Source organism: Achromobacter sp. 1012554356 (assembly GCF_059760815.1).
In genome coordinates, this window is sequence record NZ_JCBANC010000042.1 from 18,130 (window position 1) to 38,040 (window position 19,911).

Consider the following 19,911-nt stretch of genomic DNA (forward strand, 5'->3'; position numbering starts at 1 on the left):
CCTCCCTGTGGCGGACGCGTGGCGCGGCGTTACAGCTTGCAGCCGCGCGCGGGGTCGGCCAGCTTCTGCACGGCAACCTCGACGACCTTGTTTTCCAGGCCATCGACGCGGCGCAGGTAGATGTCCTGCACCGGGTTGCCGGCCTTGGACAGCGTGAACGAGCCGCGCGGGCTGTCAACCGTCGCCGTGCGCATGGCGCTGCGGAAGGCGTCCTTCTTCGAGAAATCTCCCTTCACGGCCGAGAGGCCCGATTGCATGAGCTGCGCGGCGTCATAGCCTTGCACCGCGTAGACGTCCGGCTGCATCTTGTACGCCTTGGAATAGTCGGCGCGGAACGCGTTGTCGCGCGGCGTGTTCAGCCCGTCAGCGTAGTGCAGGGTGGTCAGCAACCCCTGCGCGGACGCGCCCTGCGCCTGCAGCGTGCCGTCCGTCAGGAAGCCCGATCCGTACAGCGGAATCGTCTTGTCCAGGCCGGCCGCGTGATAGTCCTGCACGAACTTCACCGCGCCGCCGCCCGCAAAGAAGGTGAAGACCATGTCGGGCTTGAGCGCGGCAATCTCCGTCAACAGGGATTGAAACTCCACGTTGGGAAACGGCAGGCTCAGTTCGCGCACAACCTTGCCGCCCGCTTTCTCGAAGCCTTCCTTGAAGCCGCCGATGGCTTCGTCGCCCGCCGCGTACTTCCACGTGATGGTCACGGCAGTCTTGTGGCCCTTGGCATATGCCACCGGTCCCATCGCATAGGCCGGCTGCCAGTTCGTGAACGAGGTGCGGAAGATGCCGGGGCCGCACAGCGGGCCGGTGATTGCGTTGGCGCCGGCGTTGGTCACGATCAGCGTGGTGTCGGCATCCTTGGCGGCTTTGGCCAGCGCCATCGCCACGCCCGAATGCACCGTGCCGATCAGCACGTCCACCTGGTCGCGCTTGATGAGGCGGTTGGCGTTTTCAGCGGCCTTGGCCGGGTTGGATTCGTCGTCCACCTTGAAGTATTCGATCTCGCGCCCGCCCAGCTTGCCGCCTTGCTCGGCAACGTAGAGCTTGAAGCCGTTCTCGATGGCGTTGCCCAGCGCGGCGAAGGTGCCGCTGTAGGGCAGCATGAAGCCGACCTTGAGCTTGTCGTCGGCATGCGCGCCGCTTGCGGCGATCGTCAGGGCGGCGGCCAGCGCGGCCCGGGTCAGGACGTGGTTCATGGTTTGTCTCCGTGCTTGTTATGGGCGGACGCCTGGGCCGGTAGCAGGGCCAGGGTCAACCGGGTTTTTCCAGCGCGCCCACAAAGCGTGCGGCGGCCTGGACAACGGTGGCGGGCTGATCCCGGTGCGGCGAATGCCCGCACGCCGGTATCTCCAGCAGTTCGGTTTGCGGCGCGCGGCGGCGGATGCCGCGCACTTGCTCCAGCGTGCCGTATTCGTCGTCCGTGCCTTGGATGGCCAGCACGGGACAGGTGATACGGGCGAGCTCGTCTTCGATGTTCCAGCCGCGGAATTCGGGCTTCAGCCAGATGTCGTTCCAGCCCCAGAATGCCGAGTCCACATCCCGGTGATGACGCCCCAGCCGCGCACGCAGGTCCGATTCCAGATAGGCCTGGCGCGCCTGCGCGATGCTGGCCACGGAGATGTCTTCGACAAAGAGGTGCGGCGCGGCGGCCACCACGCCGGCGACGGCGTCCGGATACCGCGCGGCGTACAGCAACGCGATCGAGCCGCCGTCGCTATGGCCGAACAGCACGGGCTTGTCGTGGCGCGCGTTCACGCCCAGGACTTCAAGCAGGGCGGGCAGGACGTCGTGCGCCTCTCGGTGCATGAAGTCCACGGGCCACGCTTCGCGCAGCGGGCGCGCGGTCGACTGGCCGTATCCGTATCGCGAGTACACGAGGCCGCGGCAGCCGGCCGCGTCGCAGACGCGTTGCGGAAAGTCTTTCCACATCGACACCGATCCCAGCCCCTCGTGCAGGAACACGATGAGCGGCGCATCAACGCGTTCCGGTGCGATCCACGCGCATTCCAGCCGCATGTCGCGGCCGCGCGCGTGGAGGGTGGCAAAGACCGTGGCGGCCTCGGCGGCGGTCATAGCGCGGCCTCTTCCAGCGCACGCAAGCGGAACCGTTGGATCTTGCCGGTGGCGGTCTTGGGCAGTTCTTCCAGGAAGTCTATCTGGCGCGGGTACTTGAACGGCGCCAGATGCTGCTTCACGTAATGCTGCAAGGCGGCGCCGGTCTGCGCGTCGGGTTCGAAGCCGGCGCGCAGCACTACGTAGGCCTTCGTCTTGACCAGGCCGTCGTGGTCCGGCACGCCGATCACCGCGGCTTCGAGCACCGCCTCGTGCTGAATCAGGATGTTCTCGACTTCCACCGGCGACACGTACTGGCCACTGACCTTGATCATGTCGTCGCTGCGGCCGGCGTAGGTGTAGTAACCGTCGGGGTCGCACACGTACTTGTCGCCGCTTTTCAGCCAGTCGCCCAGAAAGCACTGGCGCGTCTTGTCGCGGTTGTTCCAGTACATCAGCGCGGCGCTGGGGCCCTTGATGTAGAGATCGCCGATGGCGCCCGGCGGGACCGGCGCGCCGTTGTCGTCACGCAGTTGCACCTCGTAGCCGGGCACGGGCTTGCCCGTGGTGCCGTAGCGCAGCTGGCCCGCGCGGTTCGAAATGAAAATGTGCAGCATCTCGGTCGAGCCGATGCCGTCCAGGATTTCACAGCCGAAGTGGCGCGTGAAGCGCTCACCGATGTCACGCGGCAGGGCCTCGCCGGCGGACGTGCAGACGCGCATCGCCACGTGTTCGCGGGCTGGCAAGTCGGGCGACGCGAGCATGCTGGCATATAGCGTCGGCACGCCATAGAACACGGTGGGACGATGCCGGACCAGGCGCTGGAATACGGCCTGCGGGGTGGGGCGCTCGGCCATCAGCACGACGGTGGCGCCCACCGACAGCGGAAACGTCAGGCCGTTGCCCAGGCCATACGCGAAGAACAGTTTCGCGGCCGAGAACACCACGTCGCCTTCGCGGATGCCTAGCACGGGCTTGGCATAGAGTTCGGCCGTGTGCCACAGGTTGCCGTGGGTGTGCACCACGCCCTTGGGCTTGCCCGTGGAGCCGGACGAATACAGCCAGAACGCAATCTCATCCGACAGCGTCCGGGCGGCGGGCACGAGCGCTGCGGCCGCCAGCAGCGATTCGAATTCGTTGGCGCCGTCGGGCAGGTTTGCGCCGGGCTGCGACACGATCAGGTGTTCAATGTCAACCGGCGCCTGGCCAAGCGCCGATTGCAGGACCGGCAGCAACGCGCCCGACACGAACACCGCCCGCACGCGGCTGTGCGCAACGATGTAGGCGTAGTCGTCGGCGGTGAGCAGCGTGTTCACGGCCACCGGCACCACGCCGGCGTGCAGCGCGCCCAGGAACACCACAGGCCAGTCGGCTGTGTCCTGCATCAGCAGCAGGATGCGCTCCTCGCGGCGCAGTCCCAGATTGCGCAGCGCGCCCGCCATGCGGGCCACCCGCTCGGCCAGATCGCCATACGTGAGCTGGCGGGTGTCGTCGATGTAGGCAAGCTTGGCGGCGCGCGGCGCGTTCAGCGCGGCAAGGTGGCTGGCGAAATTCAGTTCGGCGGGGCAGGTGTTCACGGTTGTCTCCTGATGTCCTGGTGGGCGGACGCCGTGCCTGTGTTTGTTGTTGGCGGCAGGGCGGGTGTCCGGACCGGCTGTCAGCCGGGGCGCGTGAATTCGATGGCCCCGCCGGGTAGCAGATACAGCACCAGGGCGCGGCCCTGCGTGACAGTGGGGCGGTGCGCCGACCCCGGGCCATAAACCAGCCAGCCGGCGCCGTGGCCATCAAAGCGGGCGTCTTCGGTCAGCGGCATGATCATGTCGATCTCGCCATTGGGATGCGCGTGGTGCGGACCGGCCAGATCGATCATGTCGACGACGTCCACCGAGCAGCCGCCCAGATCATCGGCCGGCTTGATGACCCGGCCATACTTGATGCCGCCGCCTTCACGGTTGCACATCCAGCCGTCGGCCACGCCCTGCCTACAGGTGGCAAAGATGTCCTGGAACAGCGCGCTGTCCGGGCCGGCCGCGTCATTGAGCCGGGCCTGCAGCGCTGCATCCAGCGGCTGGCCGGCCGTCAGACGCGTCACGTCGCGCATCAGGGCATGGAATTGGTCAGGCGTACTCACCAGGCGGCTCCTTTACACTGTCGGCGCTCCGGCAGTCCGCACTGGACTGCTGTTTTTTTGCACCGGATCGGCTGTGGACTCGTTGGATGGAAAAATAGTGCTTCCGTTGATATGGGTCAAGCACTATAGTGCATAAAAGAGCGGTAATCAGGGTTTTTGCGGAGTCAGTCGAACCATGAATCAAGCGCTAGACACGGCGCCCATCGAACCCCGGCGCGAGCCCTTTCTGATCGCTCTGGGCGAGCGCGTGCGCCGTCTGCGCGCCATTCGCGGCATGACGCGCAAGGGGCTTTCCCAGGCGACCGGCGTGTCCGAACGCCACCTGGCCAATCTGGAACATGGCGTCGGCAACGCGTCGATTCTGGTGCTGCTGCAGATTGCCCGCGCCTTCAACTGCGCGCTGGCGGAGCTGGTCGGTGACGTCACCACGGAATCGCCCGACTGGCTGCTGATCCGGGAATTGCTCAGCGGGCGCACCGAATCCGATCTGCAGCGCGCCCGCGAGGCGCTGTCGCAGCTGTTTGGCGTGGGGGCGGGGGCACAGCGCCCGAACCGCACGCAGCGCGTGGCGCTCATCGGCCTGCGCGGCGCGGGCAAGTCGACGCTGGGTCAGATGCTGGCCGACGACCTGGGCTATCCCTTTGTGGAACTGAACCGCGAGATCGAGCGCGTGGCGGGCTGCGGCATCCTCGAGATCCACAACCTCTACGGCCCCAACGCCTATCGCCGTTACGAACGGCGTGCGCTCGAAGAGGCCGTGCAGATCTACCCGGAAATGGTGCTGGCCACGCCCGGCGGTCTGGTGTCGGAACCTGCCACGCTGAATCTGCTGCTGACCCATTGCTACACGGTCTGGCTGCGCGCCACGCCCGAAGAGCACATGGGCCGCGTCATGGCGCAGGGCGACTTCCGCCCCATGTCCGGCAATAACGAAGCCATGGCCGACCTCAAGCGCATCCTGGCCGGGCGCGAGGCGTTTTATGCCAAGGCGGATCTGACCTGGGTGACGAGCAATCTGGAAGTCCCAGAGAGCTTTGCTGGCTTGCGGACCCAGGTGCGTAAAGCTTGCGGCTTGCCGCTGTAGCGGTTCGATTGGCCAGGTGTCAGACACCCTCGTGGCGCCTCATCATCGTGACGGTCCCTTCTGCCGGGTGTCAGACACCTTCAAGTGGCGCCATGCCCAGGTGTCTGACACCCGCTTAACTGCCGTCTCAAGCAGACGATCCTCTCGGCCAGGTGTCTGACACCGACCCTAGTGACCCAGTCTCCCTTCTGCCGGGTGTCAGACACCTTCAAGTGGCGCCATGCCCAGGTGTCTGACACCGCCCCTAGTAAGCCGGTCTCCCTTCTGCCGGCTGTCAGACACTTCAAGCGGCGCCATGCCCAGGTGTCTGACACCCACTTAACTGCCGTCACAAGCTGACGATCCTCTCGACCGGGTGTCTGACACCGACCCTAGTAAGCCGGTCTCACCCAAGACAAGGCTTCAACCAAACACATCCCCCCGAACTTCAGCACCTGCACTTTCCTGCATATTCCGCTTGACGCTCCAAATCGCCTGCACTAATCTGCATAATAATTCATGTGGTGCAGTATTTTTCCTGTCCGAGCACAGGGCGTATGAGGAGACACACTATGAGCAGCCCCATCAGCCGGGTCGACTTCCGAACCGATCCCGCCCAGTACCGGCATTGGCGCCTGGCCTTCGACGGTGCGGTCGCGACACTGGCCATGGACGTCGCCGAAGACGGCGGCCTGCGCCCCGGCTACAAGCTCAAGCTCAATTCGTACGACCTGGGCGTCGACATCGAATTGCACGACGCCCTGCAGCGCATCCGTTTCGAACACCCGGAAGTGCGCAGCGTGGTCGTCACCAGCATGAAGGACCGGATCTTCTGTTCCGGCGCCAACATCTTCATGCTGGGGTTGTCCACCCACGCCTGGAAGGTGAACTTCTGCAAGTTCACCAACGAAACCCGTAACGGCATTGAAGACTCCAGCCGCCACGGCGGGTTGAAGTTCATCGCCGCGCTGAACGGCGCCTGCGCGGGCGGCGGCTACGAACTGGCGCTGGCCTGCGACGAAATCCTGCTGATCGACGACCGCTCGTCCTCCGTTGCCCTGCCCGAAGTGCCGCTGCTGGGCGTGCTGCCCGGCACGGGCGGACTGACCCGCGTCACCGACAAGCGCCGCGTGCGGCACGACCATGCCGACATCTTCTGCACGCTGGTCGAAGGCGTGCGCGGGCAACGCGCCAAGGATTGGCGGCTGGTGGACGACGTGGTCAAGCCCGCTCGCTTCGAAGAAGAAGTCCGCGCCCGCGCGCAGGCGCTGGCGCAGGACAGCCACCGCCCGGCTGGCGAGCAAGGCGTGTCGCTCACGCCGCTGGAACGTACCGAGACCGAGACCAGCCTGTCGTATCGCTACGTAGACGTGCAGCTTGACCGCGAAAAGCGCCAGGCGACGTGGACGGTTCGCGCCCCGCAAGACTCCGTTGAAACGGAACTGCAGGACATTGTCACCGCGGGCGCCGCCTGGTGGCCGCTGCAGATGGCGCGGGAACTGGACGACGCCATCCTGTCGATGCGCACCAACGAGCTGGACATCGGCACCTGGGTCCTGAAGACCGAAGGCGACCCCGAGGCCGTGCTGGCGGCCGACGCGGCGCTGGAACGGCACGCGGATCACTGGTTCGTGCGCGAGACCGTCGGCATGCTGCGCCGCACGCTTGCGCGGCTGGACGTGACGTCGCGCAGCCTGTTCGCGCTGATCGAACCGGGTTCGTGCTTTGCCGGCACGCTGCTGGAACTGGCGCTGGCCGCCGACCGCAGCTACATGCTGGACGTGGAGGATGACGAAGCCATCGACGCCGCGCCCCCGCAGATTGTGGTGGGCGAGCGCAATTTCGGCGCGTACCCGATGGTGAACGGCCAGAGCCGCCTGCAACGACGCTTCTACGGCGAAACGCAGCCGCTGGAAGCGGTGCGCGCGCAGGCCGGGCGCACCCTGTCGGCCACCGGCGCGCTGGAGCTTGGCCTCATCACCTATGCCCCCGACAGCATCGACTGGGACGACGAAGTTCGGCTGGCGCTGGAAGAGCGCCGTGCATTGTCGCCCGATGCGCTGACCGGCCTGGAAGCCAACCTGCGCTTCGGCGGGCAGGAAACCATGGAAACCCGCATCTTCGGCCGGCTGACCGCCTGGCAGAACTGGATCTTCAACCGTCCCAACGCGGCGGGCGACAAGGGCGCGCTCAAGCTGTACGGCAAGGGCGAGCAGGCGGCATTCGACTGGAACCGCGTCTGAGCGGCAAACGTTCGGTCAGCGGGCGGCAAGGCGCCATGCGCGCCTGCCCGCAGGCACTGAGACCCTAGCGCCGCGCGGCTGGCGGCCCCATTCCAAGAATCAGGAGAGAGACATGTCCGGCATCAACTACACCGACAAGATTCCCAACAACGTCAACCTGTCCGGCGACCGCACGTTGCAGCGCGCGCTGGAACACTGGCAGCCCAATTACCTGCAGTGGTGGCAGGACATGGGGCCGGATGGCTCGCACGGCTTCGACGTCTATCTGCGTACGGCGGTCAGCGTCGAGCCCGACGGCTGGGCGCACTTCAATCACGTGCGCATGCCCGACTACCGATGGGGCATTTTCCTGGCGCCGCAGGACGGGCAGCGCAAGATCCATTTTGGCGAGAACATCGGCCGCGATGTGTGGCAGGACGTGCCGGGCGAGCACCGCGCCAACCTGCGACGCATCATCGTCACGCAGGGCGACACGGAACCCGCCTCGATCGAGCAGCAGCGGCACCTGGGCCTGACCGCGCCGTCGCAGTACGACCTGCGCAACCTGTTCCAGATCAACGTCGAAGAAGGGCGGCACCTGTGGGCGATGGTGTACCTGCTGCATCGTTACTTCGGGCGCGACGGGCGCGAGGAAGCCGACGCGCTGCTGCAGCGTAGCTCGGGCGATTCCGACAACCCGCGCATCCTGGGCGCCTTCAACGAAAAGACGCCGGACTGGCTGGCGTTCTACATGTTCACGTACTTCACCGACCGCGACGGCAAGTTCCAGCTGTGTGCGCTGGCCGAGTCCAGCTTCGATCCGCTGGCCCGCACGACCAAGTTCATGCTGACCGAGGAAGCGCACCACATGTTCGTGGGCGAGTCCGGCATCTCGCGCGTCATTCAGCGCACCTGCGAAGTGATGAAGGAACTGAAGACCGACGATCCGCAAGCCGTGCGAGCGGCCGGCGTGATCGACCTGCCGACCATCCAGCGCTACCTGAATTTCCACTACAGCGTCACCATCGACCTCTTTGGCGCGGACCAGTCGTCCAACGCCGCCATCTTCTACGGCTCGGGCTTGAAGGGCCGCTACGAAGAGACCAAGCGCAACGACGACCATCAGCTCAAGAACGACACCTACCGGGTGCTGAACGTCAGCAACGGCAAGCTGACGGAGATCGAGGTGCCGATGCTCAACGCGCTGAACGAAGTGCTGCGCGATGACTTCATCCGCGACTCGGTGGCCGGCATCGGCCGCTGGAACAAGGTCATCGAAAAGAGCGGCCTGGCCTTCCGCCTGCAAGTGCCGCACAAGGCGTTCAACCGCCAGATCGGCACGCTGGCCGGCATCCGCATGTCGCCCGAGGGCGAGATCGTGTCCGAATCGCAATGGCAGGCCAATCAGCACAAGTGGCTGCCCACGCCGGAAGATCGCGCGTTCGTCGCGTCGCTGATGGGCCGGGTCACGGAACCGGGCAAGTTCGCCAACTGGATCGCGCCGCCTGTCATGGGTGTCAACCGCCAGCCGGTGAATTTCGAGTACGTGCGTTTCAACTGATGGCCGCGCGGGCCGCGTGCCCGCGCGTTTGGGAGGACGGCGATGAACGCCCCGTTACCGGTGGAAGTCCTGAAGCAGCACCTGATCGATCCCGAGATCTGCATCCGCTGCAATACCTGCGAAGAGACCTGTCCGGTCGATGCGATCACGCACGATTCGAACAACTATGTGGTGGATCCGGAGATCTGCAACGGCTGCATGGCCTGCGTGCCGCCTTGCCCGACCGGTTCCATCGACAACTGGCGGCTGGTGGTGCGCGCCGAAGCCTATTCCGTGCAGGACCAGTTCGGCTGGGAAGAACTGCCGCAGGAAAAGTCGTTGCCGGTGGACGCCGCCGTGGCGGGCGACGCCGCGCAGCAGGCCGCGGCGGATCCGCAGGCCGAACCGGCAGCCGCGCCGGCGATGCTTGTGACGCCCGGCGCCGCCGTGCCCCCGTGGTCCGCCGCCCACCCCTATGTGAATCTGTACACGCACAAGACGCCCATCACCGCGACGGTCGTGGGCAACTACCGTGTCACCGGCGCCGACACGGAAAGCGATATCCACCACATCGTGCTCGACTTCGGCGAACAGCCGTTTCCGGTGCTGGAAGGGCAGTCGATCGGCATCCTGCCGCCGGGCGTGGACGCGATGGGCCGGCCGCATCACGCGCGCCAGTATTCGCTGGCCAGCCCGCGCGACGGCGAACGGGCGGGGTACAACAACCTGTCGCTGACGGTAAAGCGCGTCACGCAGGACCACGGTGGAGAGGCCGCGCACGGCGTCTGCTCCAACTATCTGTGCGATCTGGCCAAGAACGACACGGTGCGGGTGATCGGACCGTTCGGCCACACCTTCCTGATGCCGAATCATCCGAAGGCCAATCTCATCATGATCTGCACGGGCACCGGCTCGGCGCCGATGCGCGCCATGACCGAGCGCAGCCGCCGCCTGATCGGCACGGCGGACATCGGCAAGCTCATGCTTTTTTTCGGGGCGCGCACCGAACGCGAGCTGCCTTATTTCGGCCCATTGATGAAGCTGCCACGCGACTTCATCGACATCAACCTGGCGCTCTCGCGCGAACCCGGCCAGCCCAAACGCTACGTGCAGGACCTGCTCCGCGAGCGTGCCGCGCAGGTACGCGGATTGCTGGCCGATCGCAACACCTGCATCTACGTCTGCGGTCTGAAGGGCATGGAGGTCGGCGTGCTGGACGCGCTGCGCGAGGTGGTGGTGCAGTCCGGCGAGGATTGGTCTATCCTGCATGAAGCGCTGCGCCGCGAAGGCCGGCTGCACTTCGAGACTTACTGATCCACAACAACAGATGCGTGACGATCGGCGCGCCTGGGCGCGCCGATTTCGTTGGCACGGGGAAAACAAGACATGAAGTTCGCCGAATTCAAGGACGGCATGGTGATCAAGGGCGGGCCAGTCACCGTGACGGAAGCGGAAATCCTGGAGTTTGCCCGCAAGTACGATCCCCAATGGTTTCACACCGATCCGCAGCGCGCCGCGGCAGGCCGGTGGGGCGGCCTCATCTCCAGCGGATGGCATACCTGCGCGCTGGCCATGCGCATGGCGGTTGACGCCGCCTTGCATGATTCCGAATCCTTCGGCTCGCCCGGCCTGGGCGAAGTCCGCTGGCGCACGCCGGTGCGCCCTGGCGACACCCTGCACCTGCACGCGCGCGTACAAGGCGCGCGGCATTCGTCCTCGCGCCCGGACCTGGGCATCATCAACTGGGCGTGGACGGTCGTGAACCAGCACGACGAAAGCGTGCTGGAAATGGACGCGACCAGCCTGTTCGACCTGTCCGGCAACAACTAGCCGACGCGGCGTTTTTTTACCGCTTGCCCGCCTGTTTCAAAATGGCGGCCCCTTCCGGGCCGGCCGCCGCTTTCCAGGCGTTGATCGATTCCTTGGAGGCGTCCTGTAATGCCTTGCGCACCGCGGGCGGCACGGCGGTGTTGATGGCCACGCCGTTCTTGCGCATGTTTGCGTAGTTCTGCTGCAGGCGGCCTTCGATGCGTTTCCACTGTTCGGCCTCGGTCTGCGCGGCCGCCTGGTCGATGGCCTTGCGCGAACGCGCGTCGAGCGCCTCGTAGGCTTTCAGGTTCATCGTCGCCACCGAAATCGGCATGGCGTAATTGATCTCGGCGAAGTGAGGCAGGTACTCCCACAACTTGCGGCCCGCGCCGCCGTCGCCGGAGGACAGCACCGCGTTCACCTCGCCCGAGGCGATACGCGGCATGGCGTCGGCAAACGAGATGTTCTCCGCGCGCGCGCCGGCACGCTGCATGACGTCCTGCGACGTCGCATCGTAGGTGCGGATGGTCAGGCGCTTGAGCGCCGCCACACTGTCCACCTTCTGCTTGGACCAGATGCCCGAGGCCGGCCACGGCGTGGTGTAGAGCAACTTCTGGCCGTGCGCGGCCAGCAGCTTCTCGTATGCCGGGCGCGCCGCCTTGTTGAGGTTGCGCGCCTTGGACAGCGAGTCCGCCAGGAAGGGCAGGGACGACACGCCAAACAGCGGATACTTCGTGGCCAGCGCGCCGGCGAAGGCGTCGCCCGCATCCACCTTGCGCGCCTGCACCGCGTCGATCATGTCGCCCGACTTGATGCCCTTGGCCGCGTCGAAACTCGTGTCGATGACGACGTTGCCTGCGGACTTAGCGCGCACCAGCTCGGCAAACGTGGACACGCCTTGGCCGGGCATGGAGGTGGCCGGGTATTCGGTGGTCATGGTCAGCGTCGTGGCGGCCTGAGCGCCGTGGGCAACGAATGCCATGGCGATGACCGCCGCCAGGCGCAGGGGGGTGATGCGATGCATGCGCGACTCCTGTGGGGGGATCCGTAAAGCGTACGAGGTGTACAGGCGTACGCCTAGTCGGGCTTTCGGCAATGCGCGGAGGGGCGGGATCGGGCGTATGGGGTATTCCCATTCGGTCGGTGTCTGACACCCCGGGAAGATGGCCGTCAGTTTGTGCCGACGGCTCAGAGGGTGTCAGACACCGAGTAAGTCGTCGTGGGTGTCAGACACCTGGCGCTGCAGCAACGCGCAAAAAAAAGCCGCCCAAGCGGGCGGCTTCCTTTGCTACACCAGGCAGGCGATCAATAGAACGCCTGGATGCCCGTCTGTGCGCGGCCCAGGATCAGGGCGTGCACGTCGTGGGTGCCTTCGTAGGTGTTGACCACTTCCAGGTTCACCAGGTGGCGGGCGACGCCGAACTCGTCGGAGATGCCGTTGCCGCCGAGCATGTCGCGGGCCAGGCGGGCGATGTCCAGCGCCTTGCCGCACGAGTTGCGCTTCATGATCGAGGTGATCTCGACGGCAGCAGTGCCTTCGTCCTTCATGCGGCCCAGGCGCAGGCAGCCTTGCAGCGCCAGCGTGATTTCGGTCTGCATGTCGGCCAGCTTCTTCTGGATGAGCTGGTTGGCTGCCAGGGGGCGGCCAAACTGCTTGCGGTCCAGGGTGTACTGGCGGGCAGTGTGCCAGCAGGCCTCGGCAGCGCCGACAGCGCCCCAGGCGATGCCGTAGCGGGCGGAGTTCAGGCAGGTGAACGGACCCTTCAGGCCGGACACGCCGGGCATCATCTGGTCGGCGGACACTTCCACTTCGTCCATGACGATTTCGCCGGTGATCGACGCGCGCAGGCCGACCTTGCCGTGGATGGCGGGGGCCGACAGGCCCTTCATGCCCTTTTCGAGGATGAAGCCGCGGATCTTGCCGTCGAAGTCGCCGCCGACGCACTTGGCCCACACCACGAACACGTCCGCGATGGGCGAGTTGGTGATCCACATCTTGTTGCCGCTGACCTTGTAGCCGTCGGCCGTCTTGACGGCGCGGGTTTCCATGCCGTTGGGGTCGGAGCCGTGGTTGGGTTCGGTCAGGCCGAAGCAGCCGATCCATTCGCCGCGCGCCAGCTTGGGCAGGTACTTCTTCTTTTGTTCTTCGCTGCCGAATTCGTTGATCGGCACCATCACCAGCGAGGACTGCACGCTCATCATCGAGCGGTAGCCGGAGTCGACGCGTTCGACTTCACGGGCGATCAGGCCGTAGCTGACGTAATTCAGACCGGCGCCGCCGTATTCGACGGGGATCGTGGCGCCCAGCAGGCCCAGTTCGCCCATTTCGGAGAAGATCTCGGGATCGGTCTTCTCGTTGCGGAACGCGTTGAGCACGCGCGGAGCCAGCTTGTCCTGCGAGTAGGCGTAGGCGGCATCGCGCACCATACGCTCTTCGTCGGTCAGTTGCTGGTCCAGCAACAGAGGATCTTGCCAGTGGAATGAGGGGTTCGAGGACATGCTGGGTCTCCGCTATGGATTTCCGAGATCGGAATCTAGAAAGTTTAAACTTAAAATAATTCGGGCGGCAAGTTGGGGTTTGCACGGCGGTGCGCCTGGGCGCGCCGCCGGTCTTATCGCCCGAGTGGGGTTCAGTGCTGGGCCTTCAGCGCCGCCTCGCGGATTTTCTCGAGGGTCGTGGACGGGCTGATGGTTTCCGGGTCGATGAAGCAGTGCAGGATCGCCGGCTTGCCGCTGGCCAGTGCTCGTTCGAAGGCCGGAGCGAACTGTTCGGTCGTCTCCACGCGTTCGCCGTGGCCGCCGAAGGCGCGCGCGTAGTCGGCGAAATCGGGGTTCTTGAGCTCGGTCGCGGAAATGCGGCCCGGATAGTGCTTTTCCTGGTGCATGCGGATCGTGCCGTACATGCCGTTGTCCACCAGGATCACGACGATGGGCAGGTCATACTGCACCGCCGTCGCGAACTCCTGGCCGTGCATCAGAAAGCACCCGTCACCCGCGAAGCACACGACGGTCTTATCCGGCCAGACGCGCTTGGCGCCCACGGCCGCCGGCAGACCGTAGCCCATGGACCCGGAGGTGGGCGCCAACTGCGTGCCAAAACGCGTGAAGCGGTGGAAGCGATGCAGCCAGGTGGCGTAGTTGCCCGCGCCGTTGGTCATGATGGCGTCGGCCGGCAACGTCTTTTCCAGATACGCCATGACCTGGCCTAGCTGCAGCGCGCCGGGCGTGGTGACGGTTTCGGGGTCGCTCCATTTCAGGTACGACTCGCGCATGGCCTTGGTGCCGTCGGCCCAGACCGGCGTGGCCGGCGCCTTCAGGTCGGCCAGCGACGCGGCAAAGGCGGACGGCGACGTGTTGATGGCCAGGGTGGGGCGGTACACCCGGCCCAGCTCGGCGGCATCGGGATGCACGTGCACCAATTTTTGCTTGGGCACCGGGATGTCCAGCAGCGTGTATGCCTGGCTGGGGTTCTCCGACATGCGGCCGCCCACCAGCAGGATCAGATCGGCGTCGGCCACGCGCTTGAGCAGGGCCGGATTGATGCCCAGGCCCACGTCGCCGATGAAGCACGGGTGGTCGGCCGGAAACAGCATCTGGCGGCGGAACGACACGGCGGTCGGCAGCGCATGGCGTTGTGCGAAGTCGGCAAATTCCTGCACGGCGCGCGCGTCCCAGCGCGTGCCGCCCAGGATGGCGACCGGGTTCTTCGCATCGGCCAGCAGTTTTTCCAGGTCGGCCAGCTGACCAGCGGTGGGGGCGGATTCGATGACTTCGTAGCGCGGCGCGTCGGCCACCTTGGCGGCTTCGACCAGCATGTCTTCCGGCAGCGCAATCACGACCGGGCCGGGGCGGCCCGACGTCGCGATGTGGAATGCGCGCGAGATCAGTTCGGGGATGCGTTCGACCTGATCGATCTCGGTCACCCACTTGGCCTGCGTGCCGAACACGGCGCGGTAGTCCATTTCCTGGAAGGCTTCGCGCTCGCGCATGCCGCGCTCGATCTGGCCGACGAACAGGATCATCGGCGACGAATCCTGCTTGGAAATGTGCACGCCAGCCAGCGCGTTGGACGCGCCCGGGCCGCGCGTCACCATGCAGATGCCGGGTTCGCCCGTCAGCTTGCCGTGCGCATCGGCCATCATGGCCGCGCCGCCTTCCTGGCGGCACACCGTGACCTTGATATCGGCATCGTGCAGGCCGTCCAGCACCGCCAGATAGCTTTCGCCGGGGACACAAAAGACATGTTTGACGCCATGGGCGACCAGTTGGTCGACCAGAATGTGACCGCCAAGGCGGGAATCTTGCTGGGGCATGGTGGTGTCGTGGTTAGCCTAGGGTAGAACTCCCGAGCATATGTTCCCTGAGCGCACAACGCAATTGATAAAATTGCACATTCTGTTGATCCCCCGGCACGTGGCGGCTGGTGCGCCGCAGCATCCGGGCGCACGGCGGCGGGCCGGCTTTCCGGCGGTATTTCCATGAGAAACGGCATCCCCAATCTGACCGCCTTGCAGGCGTTCGAGGCCTCGGCCCGGCTGGGCAGCTTTTCGCGCGCCGCCGAAGAGCTGTCGCTGACGCACAGCGCCGTTTACCGGCAGGTGGCAAGCCTGGAGGCGCGGCTGGGCGTGCAGCTGTTCACGCGGGTGCGGCGCCGGATCGTACTGACCGATCACGGCGCCGAATACGCCGGCCGCATCCGTCACCATCTGGACCAGATCGAAAAGGACACCTTTGGACTCGTCAGCAGGACCGGCATGGGGCGCAGCATCCACATCGCCGTCGTGCCGACGCTGGCCACCACCTGGCTGATTCCGCGTCTGGCCGATTTTCAGCGCGAGCACGGTGACATCACCGTCAGCCTGTCCGTGCGCACGCTGCCGTTCCAGTTCAAGGATCAGCCGTTCGACGGCGCGCTGTACCACGGGGACGGACTCTGGCCCGGCACGCAGGGCGGGCTGCTGTTTCCCGAACGCGAACTGGTGCCGGTCTGTGCGCCCGAATTGGCGGTGCGCGTGGCGGAGCAGAGCGGCGGCGCCCTGACCGGCATGACGCATCTGCACCTGGCTTCGCGGCCGGACGCCTGGCGCCAGTGGTACGGGGCCAATGGCTATCTGTATGGTCCGCAGGCGGCCGGCGGCCCCCGCTACGAGCTTTTCACCATGGTGATGGCGGCGGTGCAGGCCGGCCTGGGCGTCGGGTTGATGCCGCGCTTTCTGGCGCAGCCGGCGTTGGACCAGGGAGCGCTGGCCATGCCGGTGCCGCAGTCGCTGGCGGTCAGTCAGGGCTATTACTTCGGTTATCCGCAACGCAGCGAACGGTCCGATGCATTGAAGGCGTTTGAAACGTGGCTCAAGTCCGCCGCCGCTGGCGTGGGCGAGCGCCTGCCCGGCCGCGCCGCGCCGTAGAATCCTGCCATGTCCAAAACCCGCCAGCCGCTTGCCTCCCAAGCCGACATCGACGCCTTCATCGACGCCGTCTGGCTTGAAGACGGCCTCTCCGCCAACACGCTGGCTGCCTACCGGCGCGACCTGACGGGTTTCGCCCGCTGGCTCGAAGACCCCGAGGCCTATGCCCGGGAACTGGCCGACCGGCACGGCGAACCCGCACGTGCGCAGACCCTGCCCGTCGGCCCGGCCAAGCCGATCCGCGACGCGCAAAAGGCTGACATCGAGGCCTGGTTCGCCTTCCGTCACGAAGAAACCCGCGCCACCACCGCCAACCGCCGGCTTGCCGCGCTGCGCCGCTTCTACGCCTGGGCGCTGCGCGAACACCGCGCCGAGCGCGATCCGTGCCTGACGCTGGTCGCCGCCAAGCAGCCGCCGCGCATGCCCAAAACGCTGTCCGAGCAACAGGTGGACGCCTTGCTGCGCGCGCCCGACGTCAGTCAGCCGCGCGGCCTGCGCGACCGCGCCATGCTCGAGACCCTGTACGCCACCGGCTTGCGCGTGTCCGAGCTGGTCGGCGTGCGCGCGCTGGACGTCAGCCTGAACGAAGGCGTGGTGCGCGTGGTGTTGGGCAAGGGCGGCAAGGACCGCCTTGTGCCGCTGGGCGCCGAAGCCGCGCACTGGATTTCGCAGTACCTGGCCACTGCGCGACCCGAATTGGCGTCAGGCCGCGTCAGCGACGCGCTCTTCATCACCAGCCGCGCAGAGGCGATGTCGCGGCAGGCATTCTGGCAACTGGTCAAGAAATACGCCGTGCTTGCAGGCGTGCATGCACCGCTGTCGCCCCACGTGCTGCGCCACGCCTTCGCCACCCACCTGCTGAACCACGGCGCGGACCTGCGCGTCGTGCAGATGCTGCTGGGCCACGCGGACATTTCCACCACGCAGATCTACACCCATGTGGCGCGCGAACGCCTGAAGGCGTTGCACGCGGCGCATCATCCACGCGGCTGACCGCCGCCATCTTCCTACCCACCGGCACAAAAATGAGCAAAGCCCGCCACGTCTCCGAAACGCCCGCCACCCAGTTCCTCAAGCAGCACAAGGTGGCCTACTCCGAGCACACCTACGACTACGTCGATCACGGCGGCGCCGGCGAAGCCGCGCGCCAGCTCGGCCTGGACCCGCATGCCGTGGTCAAGACGCTGGTGATGGAGGACGAATCGGCCAAGCCGCTGATCGTGGTCATGCACGGCGACCGCGAGGTCTCCACCAAGAATCTGGCGCGCCAGGCCGGCCTGAAAAAGGTCGAGCCCTGCAAGCCCGAGGTCGCGCAGCGCCATTCGGGCTATCAGGTGGGCGGCACATCGCCGTTCGGCACGCGCAAGAAGATGCCGGTGTGGGTTGAAGCCGATGTGCTGGAATATCCGGTGGTCTACATCAACGGCGGGCGCCGTGGCTATCTGGTGGGCATTGATCCGAACGTGCTGGTGGACCTGCTGGGCGCCAAGCCGGTCATGGTGGCGCTGGAGTAGGGGAGGAGCCCGGTGGTATCCCGCTACCACCTCGCCCGCCGGCTCGGCGGGCACAATGGGACAAGAACACCAAGAACCGGAGTCCGATCCTCGGGCAAGCAACCGGACGCTACCCTCATCCCACGGAGACAATCATGAGCAAACGACTGTTGATGCTGGTCGGCGACTACGCCGAAGACTACGAAACCATGGTGCCGTTCCAGACGCTGCTGACCGTCGGTCACACGGTGCATGCGGTCTGCCCGGACAAGAAAGCGGGCGACACGGTGGCCACGTCGATCCATGATTTCGAAGGCGCGCAGACCTACACCGAAAAGCGCGGCCACAACTTCACGCTGAACTACGACTTCGATCGCGTCGAGCCTTCGTCCTACGACGGCCTGGTGATCCCCGGTGGACGCGCACCCGAATACCTGCGCCTGAACGAAAAGGTGCTGGAGATCGTGCGGCATTTCGACAAGGCCAACAAGCCCATCGCCGCCGTCTGCCACGGCGCGCAGATCCTGGCCGCGGCCGGCGTGCTGAAGGGCCGGACCTGCTCGGCGTATCCCGCGTGCGCGCCCGAGGTCCGGCTGGCCGGCGGCACCTACGCCGAGATCGCCGTCGACCAGGCCTACACGGATGGCAACCTGGTGTCGGCGCCCGCCTGGCCGGCGCATCCGGCATGGATGTCGCAGTTCCTGGCGGTGCTGGGCACCAAGATCACGCACTGACGCTGGCGCGGGCGGGGCGCCGCGCTCAGTCTGCGACGCTCAGTCCGCGGCAATCACCCGCCCCGGGTTGAACAACCCCAGCGGATCAAACAGGCGCTTGATGCTCGCCATCATCGCCATCTCGTTGGCCGGCTTGTACCGGCCAATCGAACCCACCCGCAGTTGTCCCACGCCATGCTCGGCGGAGATCGACCCGTTCATGCGCGCCACCACGTCGTACACCGCGCCTGAAACTGCCTTCTCTGAATTGCGCATGGCCTGGTAGGCCGACGCGTCCGCGCCCGGCGGCGTCGACACGTTGTAGTGCAGGTTGCCGTCGCCCACATGGCCAAACACGAAGATGCGCGCGTTGGGCAGAACGCCATGCACAGCCGTCTGTGCCGCCACGATGAATTCCCCGATGCGCGAGATCGGCAGCGAGATGTCATGCTTGATGTTCTCGCCGTCGATGGACTGCGCTTCGGGCAGATGATGCCGGATCTGCCAGAACGAGGCCGACTGCGCCAGCGTCGACGCAATGGCCGCATCCGTGACAATGCCCGCCTCGAAGGCCGCCTCCATCAACGCCTCGAATCGCTCCGTGGCATGGGCCGCGCTTTCGGCGTCGCTGGATTCCAGCAGCACGTAATACGGCGCCTTGGCGGGCACCGGGCTGCGCGCGCCCGGCGTATGTTGCAGCACCAGTTCCACCGCCGGACCGCTGATCAGTTCAAAGGCCGTCAGGCTGGCCGACAGATACGACTGCGCCAGGGACAGCAGTTGCACCGCGCTCTGCGGATCCGGCACGGCGGCGAAGGCCGTCATCTGCGCGGCCGGGCGCGGATACAGTTTGACGGTGGCGGCCGTGATGATGCCCAGCGTGCCCTCCGCGCCAATGAACAGCTGCTTCAGGTCGTACCCGGTGTTGTCCTTGCGTAGACCGCGCAAGCCATTCCAGATCTGCCCGTCAGGGGTCACCACTTCCAGACCCAGGCACAAGTCGCGCGCGTTGCCGTAGCGCAGCACCTGGATGCCGCCGGCGTTGGTGGCCAGGTTGCCGCCCAGCGTGCAGCTTCCCTCCGCGCCCAGGCTCAGCGGGAACAGCCGGTCCGCCTGAGCGGCGGCCTCCTGCACGTTGGCCAGCACGGCGCCCGCCTGCGCGGTCAAGGTGTTGTTGTAGCGGTCCACGTCCAGGATGGCGTTCATGCGGGCCAGCGACAGCACGATGCTGTGCCCGCCGCTGTCCGGCACGCTGCCGCCGACCAGGCCCGTATTGCCCCCTTGCGGATAGATGGCGACGCGGCGCTCACGGCACCAATGCACCAGCCTGGCCACGTCCTCGGTGCTGTCGGGCTGCGCCAGCGCCAGGGTGCGGCCCGTCCACCGCTTGCGGTAATCGGTCAGGTGCGGCGCCAGGGCGTCGGCGTCGTCCAGCACGCGCCCCTGGAAGGCGGCGCGCAAAGAGGCTTTGATGTCTTCGTCAGGCATG

Annotated in this window: 17 protein-coding genes; 9 read left to right on the top strand and 8 right to left on the bottom strand. The window is 66.1% G+C overall.

The window, feature by feature from the left end:
* Window positions 1–29: 29 nt before the first annotated feature.
* The 4 genes from AC6LJW_RS20225 to AC6LJW_RS20240 form a co-directional block, all read right to left on the bottom strand.
* Window positions 30–1,190, bottom strand: coding sequence for an ABC transporter substrate-binding protein (locus tag AC6LJW_RS20225; RefSeq protein ID WP_427987214.1), 1,161 nt, complete (start codon window positions 1,188–1,190; stop codon window positions 30–32).
* Window positions 1,191–1,245: 55 nt separating this feature from the next.
* A complete protein-coding gene (locus tag AC6LJW_RS20230; RefSeq protein ID WP_056570876.1) occupies window positions 1,246–2,067 on the bottom strand; it encodes an alpha/beta fold hydrolase in 822 nt (273 codons plus the stop codon).
* The gene (locus tag AC6LJW_RS20235) at window positions 2,064–3,623 is read right to left on the bottom strand and encodes a benzoate-CoA ligase family protein (protein WP_498088127.1); all 1,560 of its coding nucleotides are present in this window, start codon (window positions 3,621–3,623) and stop codon (window positions 2,064–2,066) included. The genes AC6LJW_RS20230 and AC6LJW_RS20235 overlap by 4 nt, the downstream gene beginning before the upstream one ends.
* An 80-nt stretch (window positions 3,624–3,703) precedes the next feature.
* Window positions 3,704–4,177, bottom strand: coding sequence for a DUF4863 family protein (locus AC6LJW_RS20240; protein WP_056570873.1), 474 nt, complete (start codon window positions 4,175–4,177; stop codon window positions 3,704–3,706).
* A 175-nt stretch (window positions 4,178–4,352) separates the two neighbouring features.
* On the opposite strand from AC6LJW_RS20240, the gene AC6LJW_RS20245 reads away from it, so the two are divergent.
* The 5 genes from AC6LJW_RS20245 (at window position 4,353) to AC6LJW_RS20265 (ending at window position 10,832) form a co-directional block, all read left to right on the top strand.
* A complete protein-coding gene (locus tag AC6LJW_RS20245; protein ID WP_056570871.1) occupies window positions 4,353–5,261 on the top strand; it encodes a helix-turn-helix transcriptional regulator in 909 nt (302 codons plus the stop codon).
* Window positions 5,262–5,812: 551 nt separating this feature from the next.
* Entirely contained in the window at window positions 5,813–7,483 is a 1,671-nt protein-coding gene (boxC, locus tag AC6LJW_RS20250) for a 2,3-epoxybenzoyl-CoA dihydrolase (RefSeq protein WP_498088128.1), read from the top strand.
* Window positions 7,484–7,595: 112 nt separating this feature from the next.
* Window positions 7,596–9,023 carry a benzoyl-CoA 2,3-epoxidase subunit BoxB gene (boxB, locus tag AC6LJW_RS20255; RefSeq protein ID WP_056570867.1) on the top strand — a complete coding sequence of 476 codons (1,428 nt, stop codon included), beginning with the start codon at window positions 7,596–7,598 and terminating at the stop codon, window positions 9,021–9,023.
* Window positions 9,024–9,065: 42 nt separating this feature from the next.
* Entirely contained in the window at window positions 9,066–10,316 is a 1,251-nt protein-coding gene (gene boxA, locus AC6LJW_RS20260; protein WP_498088129.1) for a benzoyl-CoA 2,3-epoxidase subunit BoxA, read from the top strand.
* Window positions 10,317–10,388: 72 nt separating this feature from the next.
* A complete protein-coding gene (locus tag AC6LJW_RS20265; protein ID WP_056570863.1) occupies window positions 10,389–10,832 on the top strand; it encodes a MaoC family dehydratase in 444 nt (147 codons plus the stop codon).
* Window positions 10,833–10,848: 16 nt separating this feature from the next.
* On the opposite strand, the gene AC6LJW_RS20270 is transcribed toward AC6LJW_RS20265, so the two are convergent.
* The 3 genes from AC6LJW_RS20270 to AC6LJW_RS20280 form a co-directional block, all read right to left on the bottom strand.
* The gene (locus AC6LJW_RS20270) at window positions 10,849–11,835 is read right to left on the bottom strand and encodes a TRAP transporter substrate-binding protein (RefSeq protein WP_498088130.1); all 987 of its coding nucleotides are present in this window, start codon (window positions 11,833–11,835) and stop codon (window positions 10,849–10,851) included.
* A gap of 281 nt (window positions 11,836–12,116) precedes the next feature.
* Window positions 12,117–13,310, bottom strand: coding sequence for an acyl-CoA dehydrogenase (locus AC6LJW_RS20275; protein WP_056570859.1), 1,194 nt, complete (start codon window positions 13,308–13,310; stop codon window positions 12,117–12,119).
* 131 nt (window positions 13,311–13,441) lie between these two features.
* Window positions 13,442–15,124, bottom strand: a complete 1,683-nt coding sequence (locus AC6LJW_RS20280) for a thiamine pyrophosphate-binding protein (protein ID WP_056570857.1) — start codon at window positions 15,122–15,124, stop codon at window positions 13,442–13,444.
* 165 nt (window positions 15,125–15,289) lie between these two features.
* Between AC6LJW_RS20280 and AC6LJW_RS20285 the strand changes: the two genes are divergently transcribed.
* From AC6LJW_RS20285 to AC6LJW_RS20300, 4 genes are all read left to right on the top strand, one after another.
* Window positions 15,290–16,216 carry a LysR substrate-binding domain-containing protein gene (locus AC6LJW_RS20285; RefSeq protein WP_056570855.1) on the top strand — a complete coding sequence of 309 codons (927 nt, stop codon included), beginning with the start codon at window positions 15,290–15,292 and terminating at the stop codon, window positions 16,214–16,216.
* A gap of 9 nt (window positions 16,217–16,225) precedes the next feature.
* Entirely contained in the window at window positions 16,226–17,209 is a 984-nt protein-coding gene (gene xerD / locus AC6LJW_RS20290) for a site-specific tyrosine recombinase XerD (RefSeq protein WP_498088131.1), read from the top strand.
* A gap of 32 nt (window positions 17,210–17,241) precedes the next feature.
* A complete protein-coding gene (gene ybaK, locus AC6LJW_RS20295; protein ID WP_056570850.1) occupies window positions 17,242–17,730 on the top strand; it encodes a Cys-tRNA(Pro) deacylase in 489 nt (162 codons plus the stop codon).
* Window positions 17,731–17,864: 134 nt separating this feature from the next.
* A complete protein-coding gene (locus AC6LJW_RS20300) occupies window positions 17,865–18,443 on the top strand; it encodes a DJ-1/PfpI family protein (RefSeq protein WP_056570848.1) in 579 nt (192 codons plus the stop codon).
* 39 nt (window positions 18,444–18,482) lie between these two features.
* Here AC6LJW_RS20300 and AC6LJW_RS20305 read toward each other — a convergent pair whose 3' ends face one another.
* Window positions 18,483–19,910, bottom strand: coding sequence for an FAD-binding oxidoreductase (locus tag AC6LJW_RS20305; RefSeq protein WP_498088132.1), 1,428 nt, complete (start codon window positions 19,908–19,910; stop codon window positions 18,483–18,485).
* Window position 19,911 lies beyond the last annotated feature (1 nt).

Coding starts and splice junctions, on each gene's coding strand:
- AC6LJW_RS20225 (WP_427987214.1), bottom strand. CDS start 1,190: ATGAACCACGTCCTGACCCGGGCCGCGCTGGCCGCCGCCCTGACGATC.
- AC6LJW_RS20230 (WP_056570876.1), bottom strand. CDS start 2,067: ATGACCGCCGCCGAGGCCGCCACGGTCTTTGCCACCCTCCACGCGCGC.
- AC6LJW_RS20245 (WP_056570871.1), top strand. CDS start 4,353: ATGAATCAAGCGCTAGACACGGCGCCCATCGAACCCCGGCGCGAGCCC.
- boxC (WP_498088128.1), top strand. CDS start 5,813: ATGAGCAGCCCCATCAGCCGGGTCGACTTCCGAACCGATCCCGCCCAG.
- boxB (WP_056570867.1), top strand. CDS start 7,596: ATGTCCGGCATCAACTACACCGACAAGATTCCCAACAACGTCAACCTG.
- boxA (WP_498088129.1), top strand. CDS start 9,066: ATGAACGCCCCGTTACCGGTGGAAGTCCTGAAGCAGCACCTGATCGAT.
- AC6LJW_RS20265 (WP_056570863.1), top strand. CDS start 10,389: ATGAAGTTCGCCGAATTCAAGGACGGCATGGTGATCAAGGGCGGGCCA.
- AC6LJW_RS20270 (WP_498088130.1), bottom strand. CDS start 11,835: ATGCATCGCATCACCCCCCTGCGCCTGGCGGCGGTCATCGCCATGGCA.
- AC6LJW_RS20275 (WP_056570859.1), bottom strand. CDS start 13,310: ATGTCCTCGAACCCCTCATTCCACTGGCAAGATCCTCTGTTGCTGGAC.
- AC6LJW_RS20280 (WP_056570857.1), bottom strand. CDS start 15,124: ATGCCCCAGCAAGATTCCCGCCTTGGCGGTCACATTCTGGTCGACCAA.
- AC6LJW_RS20285 (WP_056570855.1), top strand. CDS start 15,290: ATGAGAAACGGCATCCCCAATCTGACCGCCTTGCAGGCGTTCGAGGCC.
- xerD (WP_498088131.1), top strand. CDS start 16,226: ATGTCCAAAACCCGCCAGCCGCTTGCCTCCCAAGCCGACATCGACGCC.
- ybaK (WP_056570850.1), top strand. CDS start 17,242: ATGAGCAAAGCCCGCCACGTCTCCGAAACGCCCGCCACCCAGTTCCTC.
- AC6LJW_RS20300 (WP_056570848.1), top strand. CDS start 17,865: ATGAGCAAACGACTGTTGATGCTGGTCGGCGACTACGCCGAAGACTAC.
- AC6LJW_RS20305 (WP_498088132.1), bottom strand. CDS start 19,910: ATGCCTGACGAAGACATCAAAGCCTCTTTGCGCGCCGCCTTCCAGGGG.